At 43.7% G+C, this 16207-nt stretch carries 12 protein-coding genes; all 12 read right to left on the bottom strand.

The window, feature by feature from the left end:
- Position 1 precedes the first annotated feature (1 nt).
- The 12 genes from ACWB0I_RS00410 to ACWB0I_RS00355 all read right to left on the bottom strand — a co-directional run bounded on the left by ACWB0I_RS00410 (position 2) and on the right by ACWB0I_RS00355 (position 16057).
- Complete coding sequence (locus ACWB0I_RS00410; RefSeq protein WP_479386047.1) at positions 2 to 1189, bottom strand: thiolase family protein; 1188 nt, start codon at positions 1187 to 1189, stop codon at positions 2 to 4.
- A 191-nt stretch (positions 1190 to 1380) separates the two neighbouring features.
- Positions 1381 to 2376 (bottom strand): PhoH family protein, encoded by a 996-nt coding sequence (locus ACWB0I_RS00405; protein ID WP_479386046.1) that lies wholly within the window; start codon positions 2374 to 2376, stop codon positions 1381 to 1383.
- Positions 2377 to 2454: 78 nt separating this feature from the next.
- On the bottom strand, positions 2455 to 3303 hold the full coding sequence (locus ACWB0I_RS00400) for a LysM peptidoglycan-binding domain-containing protein (RefSeq protein ID WP_479386045.1): 849 nt from the start codon (positions 3301 to 3303) through the stop codon (positions 2455 to 2457).
- Positions 3304 to 3342: 39 nt separating this feature from the next.
- Positions 3343 to 3606, bottom strand: a complete 264-nt coding sequence (locus tag ACWB0I_RS00395; RefSeq protein WP_479386044.1) for a hypothetical protein — start codon at positions 3604 to 3606, stop codon at positions 3343 to 3345.
- 120 nt (positions 3607 to 3726) lie between these two features.
- A complete protein-coding gene (aspS, locus tag ACWB0I_RS00390) occupies positions 3727 to 5481 on the bottom strand; it encodes an aspartate--tRNA ligase (RefSeq protein WP_479386043.1) in 1755 nt (584 codons plus the stop codon).
- Positions 5482 to 5615: 134 nt separating this feature from the next.
- Complete coding sequence (locus tag ACWB0I_RS00385) at positions 5616 to 6728, bottom strand: TonB family protein (protein WP_479386042.1); 1113 nt, start codon at positions 6726 to 6728, stop codon at positions 5616 to 5618.
- A 20-nt stretch (positions 6729 to 6748) separates the two neighbouring features.
- Positions 6749 to 7240, bottom strand: a complete 492-nt coding sequence (locus tag ACWB0I_RS00380) for an ExbD/TolR family protein (protein WP_479386041.1) — start codon at positions 7238 to 7240, stop codon at positions 6749 to 6751.
- A 17-nt stretch (positions 7241 to 7257) separates the two neighbouring features.
- Positions 7258 to 7767, bottom strand: coding sequence for an ExbD/TolR family protein (locus ACWB0I_RS00375; protein ID WP_479386040.1), 510 nt, complete (start codon positions 7765 to 7767; stop codon positions 7258 to 7260).
- A 68-nt stretch (positions 7768 to 7835) separates the two neighbouring features.
- The gene (locus ACWB0I_RS00370; RefSeq protein WP_479386039.1) at positions 7836 to 8492 is read right to left on the bottom strand and encodes a MotA/TolQ/ExbB proton channel family protein; all 657 of its coding nucleotides are present in this window, start codon (positions 8490 to 8492) and stop codon (positions 7836 to 7838) included.
- A gap of 22 nt (positions 8493 to 8514) precedes the next feature.
- Positions 8515 to 8832 carry a hypothetical protein gene (locus ACWB0I_RS00365; RefSeq protein ID WP_479386038.1) on the bottom strand — a complete coding sequence of 106 codons (318 nt, stop codon included), beginning with the start codon at positions 8830 to 8832 and terminating at the stop codon, positions 8515 to 8517.
- A gap of 1 nt (position 8833) precedes the next feature.
- Positions 8834 to 13510, bottom strand: a complete 4677-nt coding sequence (locus ACWB0I_RS00360) for a tetratricopeptide repeat protein (RefSeq protein ID WP_479386037.1) — start codon at positions 13508 to 13510, stop codon at positions 8834 to 8836.
- A gap of 45 nt (positions 13511 to 13555) precedes the next feature.
- A complete protein-coding gene (locus ACWB0I_RS00355; protein WP_479386036.1) occupies positions 13556 to 16057 on the bottom strand; it encodes a tetratricopeptide repeat protein in 2502 nt (833 codons plus the stop codon).
- Between the last annotated feature and the right edge of the window lie 150 nt (positions 16058 to 16207).

Genomic DNA, 16207 nt, shown 5'->3' with positions numbered 1-16207 from the left:
TTCACATTGTCTCCACTACCAGGGTAGCGGCTTCGCCGCCACCAATACACAAAGAAGCCACCCCACGTTTTGCTGCACGCTGTTTCATGGCGTAGAGCAAGGTGGTCAAAATCCGGGCCCCGCTGGCGCCAATGGGATGACCGATGGCCACGGCCCCGCCGTGTACGTTCACTCTTTCCACCGGCAATTTTAAAATACGATTGTTAACGATTGCAACGACGGCAAAGGCCTCATTTATTTCAAACAGATCAATATCTTGTATTTTCAGCCCGGCCTTTTCCAGCGCTTTGCTAATGGAATCGGCTGGCGCGGTAGGAAACTCTTCCGGTTTTTTGGCAAAAGAGGCCTGAGAAAGAATACGCGCCATAGGCTTTAAGCCCAATTCATTGGCTTTTTCCAGTGACATGACCACAACGGCGGCCGCCCCATCATTTATTTTAGAGGCATTGGCAGCCGTGATGGTCCCATCTTTCTGGAAAGCAGGTCGCAGATGTGGAATTTTTTCGAATTTTACACGACCGGGTTCTTCATCCTGCGAAACAACGATGGGCTCACCCTTTTTTTGAGGGACTTCTACCGGAACGATCTCCTCATCAAACCAGCCTTCTTCCTGCGCTTTCAGAGCCCGTCGGTAGCTCATCACCGCATACTCATCCTGCTCCTGACGGCTAATATTGTTTTTCCTGGCACACAGTTCAGCTGCATCGCCCATGTGGAAATCGTTGTACACATCCCACAAACCATCTTTAATCATCCCATCAATTAACTGGCCATGCCCCATTCTGTAACCATAGCGGGCCTGGGGTAAATAATAAGGCACCTGAGTCATATTTTCCATGCCGCCAGCAACTATCACATCGGCATCACCAACCATTATGGCCTGAGCCGCCAGCATTACGGCTTTTAAGCCAGAACCGCAAACTTTATTGATCGTCAGGCACTGAACCGATGTGTCCAGTCCGGCACCAAGAGCAGCCTGGCGTGCGGGAGCCTGCCCCTCATTAGCCGTTAAAACATTGCCCATGATCACTTCATTAACCTCATTCGCTGGAATGTTTGCTCTTTCCAGAGCAGCCTTAATGGCGATGCTCCCCAGTTTTGTAGCGGGCACCTCTTTAAATACGCCGCCAAAGCTACCAACCGGGGTTCTGGCTGCACTAACAATAACCACTTCTTTTAAATCTGACATTTTAACTCCCCCATGTAAAATCCAATAAAATAATAATCTAACGATTTTATTCAAGCCATGCAAGAAACATACGCATTCTTAAAAGGCTTAAAGAGAAGTGGGGACGCCATTTTATTTTTCCCGAAGCATCCAATCACCATTACAAATGGCAAAGTCTTTTGGTCCTTTGGGAACAGGTAGTTCTACGTGTCTTAAGAATTCTGCTTTTCATCATACCGTTCGTAGGCATCGATGATATCTTTAACCAGCGGATGGCGCACAACATCTCGATTGGTTAATTTAACAAAGGCAATGCCCTCAATTCCAGAAAGCACATAAAAACTGCTCACCAGACCGGAATCTTTCTTAGAAGGCAAATCAATCTGTGTAATATCGCCGGTAATGATGCACTTGGAATTGACTCCCAGACGGGTAAGGAACATCTTCATCTGCATGAAGGTTGTGTTTTGCGCTTCATCTAAAATAACAAAGGAATTGTTCAAGGTGCGGCCTCGCATATAGGCCAGCGGCAATATCTCAATGATTTGTTGATCAATGAAACGTTTGAGCAGGTCGCGGGGTAACATATCTTCCAGGGCATCGTACAAAGGCTTCAGGTAGGGATCAATTTTTTCTTTGTAGTCGCCGGGTAAATACCCCAGGCTCTCCCCTGCCTCCACCGCCGGGCGAGCCAGCACAATTTTCTTAACCAGATTGTCTTTCAAAAAAGAGACAGCCAGTGCCACAGCCAGATAGGTTTTTCCGGTACCGGCCGGCCCTACGGCAAAGATGATGTCGTTGTGCTCCAATGCCTCCATCATCTGGCGCTGGCCTTCTGTGCGTGGTTTGATGAAGCCTAAAAAGGTATCGATCGTCTCTATGGCTGCCGGAGATTCTAAAGAGGACTCTTCGCCACGCTCCCTTTCTGCGGGTAGTTGTGAAGATTGAGCAATCTTAATGGATGTCAGCAGATCATTGGATGTAAATATTTTTTTTCTTTTAGCTGCAGCCAGCAAATCTTCCAGAACATGGATGGCTGTCTCTACCTGGTTGGCCGGCCCCAATATTTTAATGCTGTTGCCCCGGGCAATCAACCGGACCTGGAAATGTTCCTCAAGCATTTTAAGATTAGAATCTTGCTGTCCAACCACGGTTAAAGGATCAATGGTATCGGGTATTTTATAAATTTTTTCAACAACCTCGGTCATTTTTCCCTCAAACAACAAAAAAAAGGCTTCCGGAAAGAGTTTCTCCAGAAGCCTTAAGATCACTCTGTAAAATCAGAATTAGCGTGCAATTTTTAACACCTGGAATGGATAGATCAGGTTAGGATCCGAAATAAAGGATTTGTTGGCTTCGTACAATTTCTGCCACTTAAATGAATCGCCATACACATTGGGATACCCGGCGATTTTGGAAAGGAATTCGCCTTTTTGTACCAGATGTTCATTCGGGCCAACTACGCGCGGTATGGCCAACACCTGATTCGGGTAGATTAAATCCGGATTTTTGATTTGATCCAGGTTTGAGGTGTAAATTCTCCACCAGGCCATCGGATTACCGTAGATATCATCTTTACCAGCGATTTTCCACAGATAATCTCCTTTCATTACGGTATAGGTAGGAGGCACGGCGGTTTTAGCTTTTTCTTTTGCCTGCTCGATTAAACTTTCAATTTCACTAATCAGCGCCTGCTGTTCAGCCATGGCCGAAAACGGATTCTTTTTCAGTTCTTCCAGACGGGTTTCCAGGCCTTTTAATTCATCGGATTTACTGTAAATCTCTTCCGGTGAAAGATTCAAGAAAGCTCTGGTATCATCACGTAATTGATTCAGGTTGCTCTTGTAAGCCTCATAGGCTTCCTTATTCGCTTCGGCAATTTGAAAAATATCCTGCCAGGTCTGATCAATCTCGGCTTGCAGAGCATCATATTCTTTTTTCAACTGCTCAATTTTTGCTTCTTCGTCAGCAATACCCTTTTTAGCTGTATCCAACCTTTGCTGCCACTCAGCCAACAGGGCATTATATTGTTCCTGGGTCATCTCTTCGTAATTATAGGAATATTGGGCCAAAGCAACATTGGCCAACATGAGCGACAGGAACAAACTTAAAATGACTAACGATCTTATTTTCATAGCTACGTTCTCCTTTTTAATTCTCAATTAAATTGTAGATTATTCAGCAGGTTTTTGGAAATTTTGAACGTTTTCTTTGTCTTTTTTCAGTTTTTCCAGTTCCGCTTTTTTAGCGGCCACCTTCTTTTCCCATTCCTGTCTCTCAGCTTTTTTCTTCTGCAAGGTCTCTTCTGCAGAAAGAGCGGCTGCTTTGGTCTCTTCTAAGGTCTTGATTTGTTCTTCGCTGGGTTTCCATTTACAGCTGGTTAGCGTTAACATGGCAACGCTTACAAGCCCTAACATAAAAATTCTCAACTTGCTCATACGACACGCCTCCTGGATTAGATAATAACGTTTAACTATTTCTTTGATAGTGTGAAACTAACAAAATTATTTATTTTTGTCAAGATTAAAACCAAAATTAACACAAAGTTTTTACTATTTTTACCTGACTTTAATGTGCAATTCAGCCAGCTGCTCTTCCGAAACCTCAGACGGGGCTCCATCCATAAGGCTAAGCGCTGAACTGGTTTTAGGAAAGGCAATCACATCACGGATCGACTCCGCTCCGGTGAGCAACATTACCAATCGATCGAGTCCAAAAGCGATGCCGCCATGGGGCGGGGCGCCATATTCAAGGGCTTGCAGTAAAAAGCCAAATTTTGCCTCGGCCTCCTGTTTGCTGATTTTTAGGACTTCGAACATTTTTCCCTGCAATGCCCGTTGATGAATACGAATGCTTCCCCCGGCGATCTCATTTCCATTCACAACCAGGTCGTAGGCCCTGGCCAATGCCTTCTCCGGCTGGCTCTCTAACAATTCCAGTTGATCAATTTTGGGGCTTGTGAATGGATGGTGGCGCGCCACGTAGCGATTTTGCTCATCATTCCATTCCAGCAAGGGAAAGTCAACAATCCAGACAAATTCAAATTTGTCTTTGTCGATTACATTCAGTTGCTGGGCCAGCATCAGTCGGAGCTGTCCCAGAACGGAATAGGTTGTTTCGTAGGCATCGGCCACCATGAGCACCAGTGAATTGTTTTCCAATCTGAGCATGTTTTTTAAATTTTCTTTTTCAGCATCGCTCAAAAACTTGGCCACACTGCCTTTAAATTGTTGGTTATCATAAATGAGGTAGGCCAATCCCCTGGCCCCAAAATGTTTGGCGTTTTCTGTAAGTTGATCGATCTTTTTTCTGGAAAACTGATCGGCCGGCTGCACAGCAATGGCTGCGACCACCCCTTGTTCCTCAATAGCACTCCTGAACACTTTAAAATTAGATTGCGCAAAAACAGAGTTTAAGGTAACAATCGGGAAGCCAAAACGAAGGTCGGGTTTATCGTTGCCATAGGTCTCAAAGGCTTCTTTAAAAGACATTCTTTTAATGGGCAGCGCCACGTCATAATCCAGCACATCTTTAAAAAGTTTTTGAATCAGCCGACTGGAAACATCTATTACATCATTTTCATCTACAAAAGAGAGCTCGACGTCAATCTGCGTGAATTCGGGCTGCCGGTCGCGGCGCAGGTCTTCATCGCGAAAACATTTTACAATCTGAAAGTAGCGATCAAATCCGGCAATCATCAGTAACTGTTTGTAAGTTTGCGGCGATTGAGGTAAAGCGTAAAATCGGCCCGGAAAATTTCGGCTGGGTACCAAAAAATCGCGCGCGCCTTCCGGAGTGCTCTTCATTAAAAATGGGGTTTCAATTTCCACAAAATTTTCGTCATAAAAAAAGTTGCGCACAATTTTGTACACCTGGCTCCTGACGATAAGATTCCGTTGCAAGCGCGGCCGGCGTAGATCAAGGTAGCGATACTTGAGTCGGATATCTTCACTCACCTCAATCTGATCGTTAATTTCGAAAGGCGTGGTTTTTGATTTATTGAGAATCTGTAACTGGTCCACGTGAATCTCAATGTTTCCAGTTCTCATGCGTGGATTAACGGCTTCGGGCGGCCGGGCAGCCACAACGCCCTGCACAGCAATGACATCTTCACTGCGTAGAGATTTAGCCAGCTCGTACGCTTCGGAATTGGTTTGCGGATTAAAGACAATTTGCGTGATTCCATAGCGATCCCGCAGATCAATGAAGATCAATCCTCCATGATCACGCCATTTATTCACCCAGCCATTTAACACCACTGTTTTGCCGACATAGCCGTCATCCAGTTCTCCACACGTGAAAGTCCTTTTCATGGTCTCTCCAAATAAAATTTATTTCAGACTATTGAATAAAAATTGGGTCTAAATATATTGTAATTACTTAAATTTCACAAATAAAAAAAGCCACCGTAAGGTGGCTTTTAAGATCTTTTACAATCAGGCAGGTATTATTTGGTAAAAATGAATTTTTGTCTGAAGATGGCTTTACCTTCTTTCGGATCAATCGGATCAAAGCGCCAGCTTTTAATACGGCGCACAATACAGCTTTCTGCTCTGCTGTTCTTTAAGGTAGATTCGATGATGCGTACATTGCTTACCCGGCCATTGGGCTCGATAGTAAACATCACGGTAACGCTTCCTTTAAGATTGGGATTCAGCTTGGCGGCCCGTTTGTAACAATCTTCAATAGCCGTCTGGTGTTTGTTAATTACCGCAGCGATGGCATCGGCCGATCTGGCTGTGGAGCGCGAAGCGCGTCCGGTCACCGTGCCTTTGGCAATCTTCAGAGAAAAATCGCCCTGGCGGCTTAAATCATAAGAGGCTTCCTGCCCTATCCCGCCGCCCAGAATATCATCGATAGCCGCGCCTTTTTGGGCTTCGCCAGAACCGATTTGCCTGGCGCCAGCTCTCGATCTACGTTGACTGGCGCTGGCGGTTTGCAGGGTTTGAGCGCCGCTTAATATCTGATCCACATCGGTCACGCCACCAGCTCCCAGACTCTCGTCGAGCGCTCCGCCTTCTGCTACCCCGCTACCTTCACCTTCGCCGGCTGTTAACAAAGCCAACACGCCGCCTCCGGCAACTTTGGAAGCAATGGCCGAACGTTGCTGAGCTCTGGCTGCCTGACTGCGGGCCCGACGGCTGGCTCTCTGCGAGGCCGAAACGCCACGGCCTTCGGCCCGTTTGCCCTTATCCCTTTGAGCGCGAACATCCGGCTTTTTCTCTTCTTTGGTTTCCGCGGGCGTCTCTTCTATGCCGGCGCCGGTGCCTTCCTCGGTTTTCGTCTCCACCTGAGGCGGTTTTTCTTCGACCAATTCCACCTTGTAAATTTTGCGCAAATATTGCTGCTTAATCGCTTCTTCTACTTTTTCTTTGGAAAATTCAATACTTGATAGGTAGATGATGGAACCATAAACCACAGCAAATGAGGCAAGTAAAATTACGTAGAATCTGCGATCGAGCTCTTCAAAAAAATTGCGCTCGAATTCCTTTGGGAAGCTACGCAGCGCCAGCTCTCTCCGTCCTCCCCCGGCTTTTATGTTTTTGTTTGATGCTTGCATATTGCCACTCTTTTCTGGGTTTAAGATTTCGATTTTTTAATGGTCAATAAACGCATTTTGTAAAACTCAGATTTACTGCATGTAAACATCACTTTCAAAAGCAGATCGTAAGGAATCTCTTTATCGCCTTCAATAATCACCTCGTGAGAAAAGGGTTTTCCGACTTCACGCTCCAGTTCTTTCTCTTTTTTGGCATATTTCTGTAGCTCCTCCGCCAGCCTCGGAATCATCATTGAATTGGGGGGAATTTCATTATTATCCAGAATGCCTTTGTCATTGACCAGAATTTTTGTTTTTGCAATGCTCACAGTCAGCTGCTTGCTTGGTTTATTCCCCATCAACGAGGCTGGGAGATGTAATTCTTTTGAAGGCGTTACGATGGCTCCAGAGGTAGAAAACGTTTTTAGCAAAAACAACAGAATAATGGTCATCATATCCATCATCGAATTCAAATTGAGCGTGCCCTTTTCCTGGGGCATGTGTCGCTTTATTTTTGAGGGTTGAAAAGCCATATCTTAATCACCCTTTTTTATAGTACTTTTGAAAAATTGACTTCAGGGAACAACGGCTGAACTTTATTATTCTCATCCACATAGGTCTGGATGTTATCCATGACCTTGATGATGGTTTCGTATTTAATCATTGGTTCAGCGGCTAAGATCACTCTGTTCTCATCGGCAAAGCCCTGTCCACTGATTTTCTTTTTAAGCTCAATGAGTTTTTCACGCAGCGTGGCAAAATCGTACTCGCCTTCTGGTGTCTTTTTAACCGTTGGCCCTTGCCCTTCTTCATCCCGCAAAATACCGAACTCATTACCGATCGTAATTCCCTGATCCGTAATAACCAGTTTTAAACGCAGGAGTTTTTTGTTTTCTTGATCATCTGTGGGATTAATATTGCCCGGCTGATTAGCCTGTTTTGATTTGGTAGGCGGTAAATTTATTTCAATCATATTCAATTTAACAAATTCAGCCCCGGCAATCAGTAAAGGGATCAATACGACCATTAGGTTCATAACGGGTCGTATGTCCAACTCCATCTCAAGCTCTTCACCTTTTCGGCGCTTAGATGGTTCATAAGCCATGAGTCATTACCTCACTTTAATGATTAACGATTGCCTGTGATCAAATTTATGAGCTTAACCAGATGTTCATCCAGTTCATCAATTATTTTATTGGTTCTGTTAGAGATATAGGTATAGGCGATCAGTGTAGGAACAGCTACGATCAGGCCAAAAATGGTCGTATTCATTGCTGCAGCAATACCCTGTGCCAGCAAGCGAGATTTATCTTCTTCCGAAACAGATTCGCTACCTACGGCAGCAAAGGAGATAATCAGACCGTAAATAGTTCCCATCAATCCGGTTAAGGTAGCCACATTGGCCAACATGGCCAGATAATTGGTTCTGGCCTTTAATTTTGGGATTACCTCAAGCGTCCCTTCGTCCACAGCGTTTTGAATGGCCCGAAAATCCAATTGTTCGCTTTCATTGGCCCGCTTCAATCCGCGTAACACAACAAAGGGTAAGGCTTTTTGTTTACCCATCTCGCACAGTTCAATGGCGCGTTCAATGTTACCCCCGGCTACCAGCTTTCTGATTTCGGCCATAAATTTATCGGCATTGACATTGGAACGGACCATGATGAAGTAAAAGCGTTCAATAATAATCGCCAGCGCAATGGCTCCAAAAACCGCGATGACCCACATGAAGAGATAACCTTCACTTGAGGTTTTAAATGCATTTCCAAATTGAGCTAAGAACATGGAACTAAACCCTCCTTAAAATTTATCTTAACGTTTTCATTAGTTTTTCAATGTCTATTCTATAATATTCGGCCGATCCCTGCCCGGCCTTTAAATTTATTTTTTCGTCTTCGCCCAATAATTCTTTCTTGAACGAACGATCCAATTTTATGTCGTCAAACTCGGGCTTAATGCGTTTGGTAAATAATTGCACCTGTGGCGTTTCCACCTTTACCTTGATTTCCGTCGTACCCAGATCGATGACCTGCTGCTGATTGGCCGGTTGTTGCTGTGGTCTGTTTTGAGCCCTGAGCGTAACACAAAAAGCGAGCAAGACCGTAAATATCACAAAATACTTCATGTTAATACACTCCTTTAACGGCAATTCTGTTTTTGTTCAACGTGTTAATACGTTTTAAAATGGCCGGATCCACAATAATCTTTTGTTCTGTGGCTTTGGCTTCCGCCGCCTTTAAAATGTCAGCCGGTAAGGATTCGATATAGCCGTACAATTTTACTCCACCGCCTGTTAAATCCCTGTCTTCCACATCAATGGCCAGTACATTTTTCCCTTGTTTTAAATACAAACCAAATGTGAAAAAATCTAAGGTATCGAGCACGGAATAATCATTCTTCTCATCATCCAACAGATATTCACCATTGAGATAAATTCTAAAATCCTCATCAGCCGTGACATAGATGTTTCCGGAAACCGGTTTGCCGTCAAGATAAAATGTTTTGCGGAAAAAGACCAATGTATCCGCTCCTGAGCTCGCCAGAAGAGTGTCTGCAAGCCCCATGGAATCCTGGACAGAAAACCCTGATGTATCTTGCTGTGCGGCGGGTACCCAGATTGCATCCGGATTGACGCCCAACCCTTCGAACGGATTCTGGTAGCTGACCAGAACAGCGGGTTTTTGCCAGTTAGAATCATCAAAATCCAACAGATTCCACTGCTCAGGGAAGTAAGTTGTGGAAAAGACCCAGGTACTGTCTGTTTGCAGGATCAGGCGATTTTTCTCCACGTCTTTGCTGTAAGCCAGAGGATCGATTTTGATTAGTTTGAAAATTAGTTTGTTGACCCAGATATTCTTAATATCGTATTGTTCCTTCATTTGATAGCCCAGATCGAGGATCTCTCTGGCATAGTTGTTAAACTGGACATAATAATTCTCAAAAAATCCTGAAGCGTCATCATAATTGTAATTCTGCGTAGAATCAAACCGCACACGATAGAAATCCGCTTTTTGTTGGGCAGAATCCGCTTCCTGGTTCATCTTGTCGGTAATCTCCACAGCCAATCGGATCATATTATTTTTCGTCGTCTTAATCAGATCGTTCTGGATATTATATTGTAAAGCCTGATCCAGAGTTTGCTGGTAAGATTTCATGCTGGTTTGAGTTAATTCATTGGTAAAATCAATCATCTGGTTGGCATTATTATCCACAGCGTAATAATCTTCACCAAATTCATTAGTAGCGCCATAATCCTGTTCAACAAGCTGCATCAATTTCTGAATTTCGGTTTTATAGTTGGCTAAGGCGAAATAGGCTAATTGTTCATATTGTTCAGCTAAAACGTTGGAGATCAGCAGAATTTGGCGCTTGGATTCTTCGACATACTTGTTAGAGAGGCCCAGTTTTTCAGACTCCTGAATATTTCTTAAATGGGCCTGAATGGACTTTTGAACGGCCGGTTTAGCTGCTTTATCAAATAATTGCACTTTAAAGAGAATAATTTCCAGCGGTCTCTGGAATGGCGCTTTAATTTCTAAAGTGTGATAAAGAGTGGCGGCGGTAATCTCCGCTTCTTTAAACAGCAGTTCCGAAACCTTACTCTTTGCTTTTTCGTGCCATTTTATGGCCAGTTGACGCGCAGAATCTATTTCTGCCACACGCGTTACCATGACATTGGCTGCGGAATCCGTTTGAGCTACAGCCTGTGAGGTATCCGGCTGAGTTAAATCGATCCCCAATTTTTCGGCCAGAGCCGGAATGGCTTGAATGACATTCTTGTATTCTTCTACCGCTCTGTCATACAACCGATACCCTTGTTCGTTAATTTTTAACTGAGCCACAAATTGCTGATCGGGATTGAGATTGGGATCAATTTCCTGATTCACATATTTATCGGCAAACTCTTCAAATGTTTTGGCAATATTGAATGTGGCCTCAAAGCTGCGCGGCGAGGCATAAGCAATAACCTTACGATAGGTATTGTTCAATTCTTTCATTAACTGGGTAAGTTTTGTCAAATTGGCCTTGATATTGTCAGGCGGTTGTTTTAACTGGATGCTCAAGAAATCCTGATGTAGAATCTCGGCCATCAGATTAACGGCTTCTGCAGCAATATAGGCGTTGGCATCCATACCGGCTTTGGCCAGTTGTTCACTCTTCTGGATCGCTTTCTTAAGTTCGGCTTTGGCCTGTTCTGGCATGCCATTTTCAAAGTAATATTTTCCGCGTTCGTAAAAAGCCGTTACCGTACGCGGATCGTCGGGAAATTTAGCGGCAAATTCCTGGTAAATTCGGTTAGCCTCGTTTAAATTTCCTAATTTCAAATACAGGCTGGCATTCTGGAAAAACAGATCGGTAGAATATGGCAGATTTGGAAATTTTGCGATATAGGTATCGTTGACACGTATGGCGTTTTGCCAGTCTTCCCCTTTTTGGTAATAGATGCTGGCGTTGTACAGAGCCGGTTCTGCATTCGGAGAATCGGAATAATTATTGAAGATACGTTCGTACGTTTTAGCTGCTTCTACATAATTTTCCATTTCCACATAATTTTTGGCCATATTTTCCAGGGACAGAATTGCATATTTGGACTTCGGATATTCAGTGGCCAAAATGTTGAAAGATTCATTGGAACGAACCCAATCTTTGGCTTTCTGAAAATTCAATCCACTGTTGTAGAGGGCAGCCTCAACCAATTTGGCTTCAGCGGGGGCTTCCTGATACACACGTAAAAATTCGAGCCCAGCATTAAAGAAATCGCCCTGTTGTTCGTAGTATTCGGCATTTTTGAAAATGGCCTGGCCCATTCGTTTAAGAGCAAATTCTTTTTGCTCTTCTGGCAGGTTCTCTTCCGCTAAAATTTGCCTGGCAATGGCTTCACTGTCTTTAAAGCGCCCCAGAGCAAAGTAAGAATCCATAATAGAACGCAGGGCCAAACTGCGTTCAGCAGCATTGGGAAAGCGTTTAACCAGGGTCTGGAAATAGACCTTTGCTTCGGCAAACATTTTGTGATTGTAGAAAATACCCCCGGCAGCTGCCAGAAAATTGGGCGCATAATCTCCATATGGAAACAATCGTAAATAATTGTTGTAGGCCTCAATTAACATCGATTCTTCCGGAGAAAGCTCTTCGGCGATCAGCTCCTGGGGATTGGCCAGGTTGAATTTAGTGGTATCTCGAGCCCCAAATTTCATTTCCACCAGAGTATCGGCCACGAACACAGCATTTAAAGCGGCCTGATGCTGGTGTTCTGTTTCAAGGTAGTCATTGCTAACTTTGATGTATTCTTCAAAAGCATCTTTAAACCGATGTAAGCGGGTATCAAGCATGTAAGCATAAGACCAGTTGACTTCATAGGCGTTGGAATCGGCCGGAAAATTTTTAAGATACATGTTGCAATGGTCGGCAAACGTTTCGTAAAGGGGAGTAGCATCTTCTCCTGTGGTATATTTTTCTTCGGCCTTTTGTAAATCGATTACCAGATTGGTGCGCAAAGCGGCTTCGCTTAACTCATAAGCTTTGTTCAGGTATTGCACTTTGTTTAAATTATCGGAATTTTCCAGTTTCTGGTACCATTCACCTTTAGGATTGTATTTTTCAAACAATTCCTGACGGGCCTGATAAGCTTCTTCGTCCTTCCCCATCTGATAGAGTACATCAACAATGTGTTGCTGAATTTCAGGCGCACTGACGTAATAAGGATAGACTTCCAATAATTTACTAAAGGCGGTAATGGCTTTTTCGGGTTCGTCAATTCGTTCGTAGGTCTCTCCCATGGCTCTAAAAATTTCGGGCCCATACTCTCTGTCGCCAATCCTGGTAATCAGCTCAGCAGCCTTCTCCACTCCGTTTTTAACAAAATTCTCATCGGTAAAACTGATGCCAATATACTGAACGGCTTCATGAAAGACTTCGGGATTGGAAATCTGGCCTTCGGGATCGTACTTGCGGGCCGCCAAAATATCATCAGCAACCGCAATAAAATAGGTGATGGCATCATTGTAATATTTCGGGTCACGGGCCGCTAATTTGTAATAACTCCAGCCCAATTTGTACAATGCTTCGTCATAGCGTTTAGAGTTTTTATAGCGTAGTACATTTTTGTAGAGCTGAATGGCTTTTTGCAGCTCGATCACAATCTGCTGTTCATCGGTTTTATCTTCTCGTGGAGCAAAGTAGTATTCCGCCAGACGCATATAGGCTTCCGGCGCAAAAGGACTTTCAGGATATTTTTCGACCACTTCACGGTACACTTTCCGGCTTTCTTCACCCTTGCCCATCCGTTCGAGTAGCCAGGCTTTGGAGTACAGGGCATCATCTGCATATTTGCTGGTGGGGAACTCCTGTAAAAGACGATCGTACAGGGCAATCGCTTTTGTGTAATCGACCTTAGGGAATTCGGGAGCAACCGGTTCCTGTTCTATTTTTCCCTGATCAAAAAGCGCTAACTGGTGTTCGTATTCGTTGAGTTTTTTGTCATATTCATCAACTTCTTTTTCGTAATTGCGCTCAGCATCTTCGATGTAATATTCGGCAAGACGAATGTAAACTACATCGCGATTTTTTACTTTTTTCCCTTCTTCTTTTAGAAAATTTTCACCCCACTCAATACCCTCCGAAAGATAATCTTCTCCCTGATTCTGGAGTTTCTGGGCCTTGGATTCGAAATACTTCTTTATCTTAATCAGATCTTCCAGAGTCATCTTATTAAAAAGGGTATCTACAGGAGAAAATTGCTCTTGTTGTGCCCACAGTGGCACAGCAAATAGGCAAAGGATCAGAAGTATGCTTTTTGCTCTCATTGTCTTACATTCGACCTGTTTTTAACCAACCTACTCATGTGTGAATTATTCTTGTTTTTGTTCTTGTTCTTGCGTCTTTGTCTCTTCCGATTGTTGCGGGGCGGGCGTCTCTTCGTATTGAATCTCTGTATCATGGGTGTCGAAGTAACTCTCTTCGAATTGTTTCATCAACTCTTCACGCTTTCTAAGCCGCTCCTGTTGCCGAACCTTACGCGTCATAACAACAATCGCTTCATTGATTTGACGGATTTTATGTTCTACATTTTGTCTTCTGAGCTGCAAAAATTTGTTAATAGCCTCGATCTTTTTTTGCATCTCTTCTATTTGTTTGGTGGTCATCGTTTTCACATTGAATTTAACATTGGTCAAGCCAAATGCGCCGAAATCACTCCATTTACTCAAATTGATGGGGCTTTGCATCAGATCGGAAGTGTACGATTGTGTCTCAAGAAAATCTATTTTTCTCAAAAGATCCTGGAACCGCTCCTTGCTCAATTCCAGAGCCACCAGTTTACGATAATTTTTTTCTTTTTGCGCCTGTTTGATCTGAATATCGAGCTGGCTCAATCGTTTGACAATACCTTTTTTTTGCTCTCTCAACTCCTGGCGCATTTTAAGGATTTCCTGGTTGCGGTATTCAATGACGCTCTCTTTTCTGGCCAGGGGATGGATATCAAAATAGTTAACCCCTAAAATTTCGGGAGAGCGCTGTACACGCAAACTGCTGATGGCCTGATAAATTTTCAACTCCATCCGGCCTATTTTTTTGACCAGATCTTTTCTTTGTCTCTCTTTGGCCAGGGCTTTGAGCTTTTGTAATTCTTTAAGCTGACTTTCAAGCCGTTGCATTTCACTTTGAACCGCAAAGCCGCTGGAACTCAAATCCAGATATCGAAATCGCAAATAAGGCTTGTAGAGCCTGGTTCTCAATTTGTAAGCCCGAACAAAGAGCTCCGGATTTTCTTTGGCCAATCCTTTCTCTTCGATCTTTTTAGCCATATCGATGTATTGTCCCAGAACACGCGTTTCTTCATTGATTTCATCGGATAATTCTTTAACGTCCCGCGCTTCGAACACATATTTGTAATTTCTCAGGGCCTCATCGATTTCATTTTGCTGCTGATGAATGTAGGCTAAAAGGGTTCTGGCTTCCAGCAAATAATCGGAACCGTAAAAAGTATCGATCAGTAATTCCAGGTATTGACGGGCCGGAGTAAAATCCCTGCTTTGCATGTCCGGTTTTTGCATCTCCAATTTGAAGTATGACCAGGCATAGCCTAACAATACCCGATCGTATTGCGAAAAAGCAGGCGATATAAGATCAAAAAACTGGATGGCATTGTGGTAGTTGCCCAGTTCATATTCAATCAGCCCGAGTTTCATCAAAACTTTATCATGAAAATCCGGCGAAAGGTGGTGGTTAAAGGCCAGATCTTTTAAGATTCTTTCGGCTTCCATATAATTGCCCACGCCCACATAGGCTTCTGCCGACAGGTACTGTGCTTGGGCGAACAAAGGCGATCGTCTTCCAATGCGATTTAAATAGCCAAGGGTTGTATCATATTTTTTAGCTTTCAGGGCAGCTGCCGATGCCATAAAAGTTACCTCATCGTAAATCTGGCTTCCCTGCACGCCAGTCTGGACAAAGTTATTGTAATAGGTAAGAACGTCGTCATAGTTTTCAAATTCATTGGCAATGAGAATTAAATATTTGAAGGCCAGCGGGGTATAACTGGAATGGGGATAATCGCGCACCAGAAGTTCGAAATCTTTTTTAGCCGCGGGATAGCGTTCCAATAAAAAGTTGGAAAGTCCCTTGTAATAACGACAATCATCTAATTTGCCAATAAATTTGTATCGATTTAAAATTTCTTCAAAGGAACGTTCTGCCAGATCGTACAGTCCAAAGTTGAAAGCTTCGGCCGCCTGCCGCAGCTCGCGTTTGAACATGCGTTCGCGTTCCAGGGCAGAGCCTTCTTTAAGCAGCCGTTTTTTGATGATTAAAACATCGGTCCAGCGTAACTGGTAATTGACCCGTTCATTGAGTTCCCATTCTTTGTAGAAGTCGTAAACGGTAATTCGTTGACTGACCGGTTCACTGCTGGTATAATCTTCATACCCCAGAGTTGACAGCGATTTTTTGGTTAATTTTTGTTCCGTTTTTTGTAGGTCAGACGTAAATTCCCGATCGTTGTCAATTTTAGCATTGGGGTCCATTTTGATCATCTCTTCAGCCACATAGAGCAACTGAATGGCGTCTTCAATAGCCTTTTGTCTCTGAAAATCGACCTTACCTAAAGATAGCGTTTCATTGATCGTATTTTCTACCTGGTCCAGAAATTCATTGAGGCGAGCAGAATTGTATGGTTTTAAGCGGCGTTTAAGGGCTTTTACTTCAGCCAATCTTTGCTGCAAAAGCTCAAAATACGATTTTCGATAGTTTTCAATTCCGGAAACTCTGGCTCTAATCTCCTCATTCAACATTCTGATTTGTTGAACTAAAAAGCGCTCCTGTCCTATAGAGCCGGTGCCTAATTTAGTAATCAATTTATCCACATAATGTTTAAGAGCGGAACGATACAAGAGCTCGTTTGGGGAGGGAGGGGGTGGCTTTTGTTCCTGAGCAAAGACAGAGAGTGTGAACAGGAAAAATAGAGCGCTAAACACGAGGATATGGTTTTTGCGTATCATAAGAAA

The organism is Caldithrix sp. (genome assembly GCF_056497305.1).
Note: the sequence above shows the minus strand (reverse complement) of the source record. Positions and strands in the feature narration are given on the sequence as shown.

Excerpts from the sequence above, each read along its gene's own strand:
- ACWB0I_RS00370 (WP_479386039.1), bottom strand. The coding sequence starts at position 8,492 with ATGTTCTTAGCTCAATTTGGAAATGCATTTAAAACCTCAAGTGAAGGT.
- ACWB0I_RS00375 (WP_479386040.1), bottom strand. The coding sequence starts at position 7,767 with ATGGAGTTGGACATACGACCCGTTATGAACCTAATGGTCGTATTGATC.
- ACWB0I_RS00385 (WP_479386042.1), bottom strand. The coding sequence starts at position 6,728 with ATGCAAGCATCAAACAAAAACATAAAAGCCGGGGGAGGACGGAGAGAG.
- aspS (WP_479386043.1), bottom strand. The coding sequence starts at position 5,481 with ATGAAAAGGACTTTCACGTGTGGAGAACTGGATGACGGCTATGTCGGC.
- ACWB0I_RS00365 (WP_479386038.1), bottom strand. The coding sequence starts at position 8,832 with ATGAAGTATTTTGTGATATTTACGGTCTTGCTCGCTTTTTGTGTTACG.
- ACWB0I_RS00405 (WP_479386046.1), bottom strand. The coding sequence starts at position 2,376 with ATGACCGAGGTTGTTGAAAAAATTTATAAAATACCCGATACCATTGAT.
- ACWB0I_RS00410 (WP_479386047.1), bottom strand. The coding sequence starts at position 1,189 with ATGTCAGATTTAAAAGAAGTGGTTATTGTTAGTGCAGCCAGAACCCCG.
- ACWB0I_RS00395 (WP_479386044.1), bottom strand. The coding sequence starts at position 3,606 with ATGAGCAAGTTGAGAATTTTTATGTTAGGGCTTGTAAGCGTTGCCATG.
- ACWB0I_RS00380 (WP_479386041.1), bottom strand. The coding sequence starts at position 7,240 with ATGGCTTTTCAACCCTCAAAAATAAAGCGACACATGCCCCAGGAAAAG.
- ACWB0I_RS00400 (WP_479386045.1), bottom strand. The coding sequence starts at position 3,303 with ATGAAAATAAGATCGTTAGTCATTTTAAGTTTGTTCCTGTCGCTCATG.
- ACWB0I_RS00360 (WP_479386037.1), bottom strand. The coding sequence starts at position 13,510 with ATGAGAGCAAAAAGCATACTTCTGATCCTTTGCCTATTTGCTGTGCCA.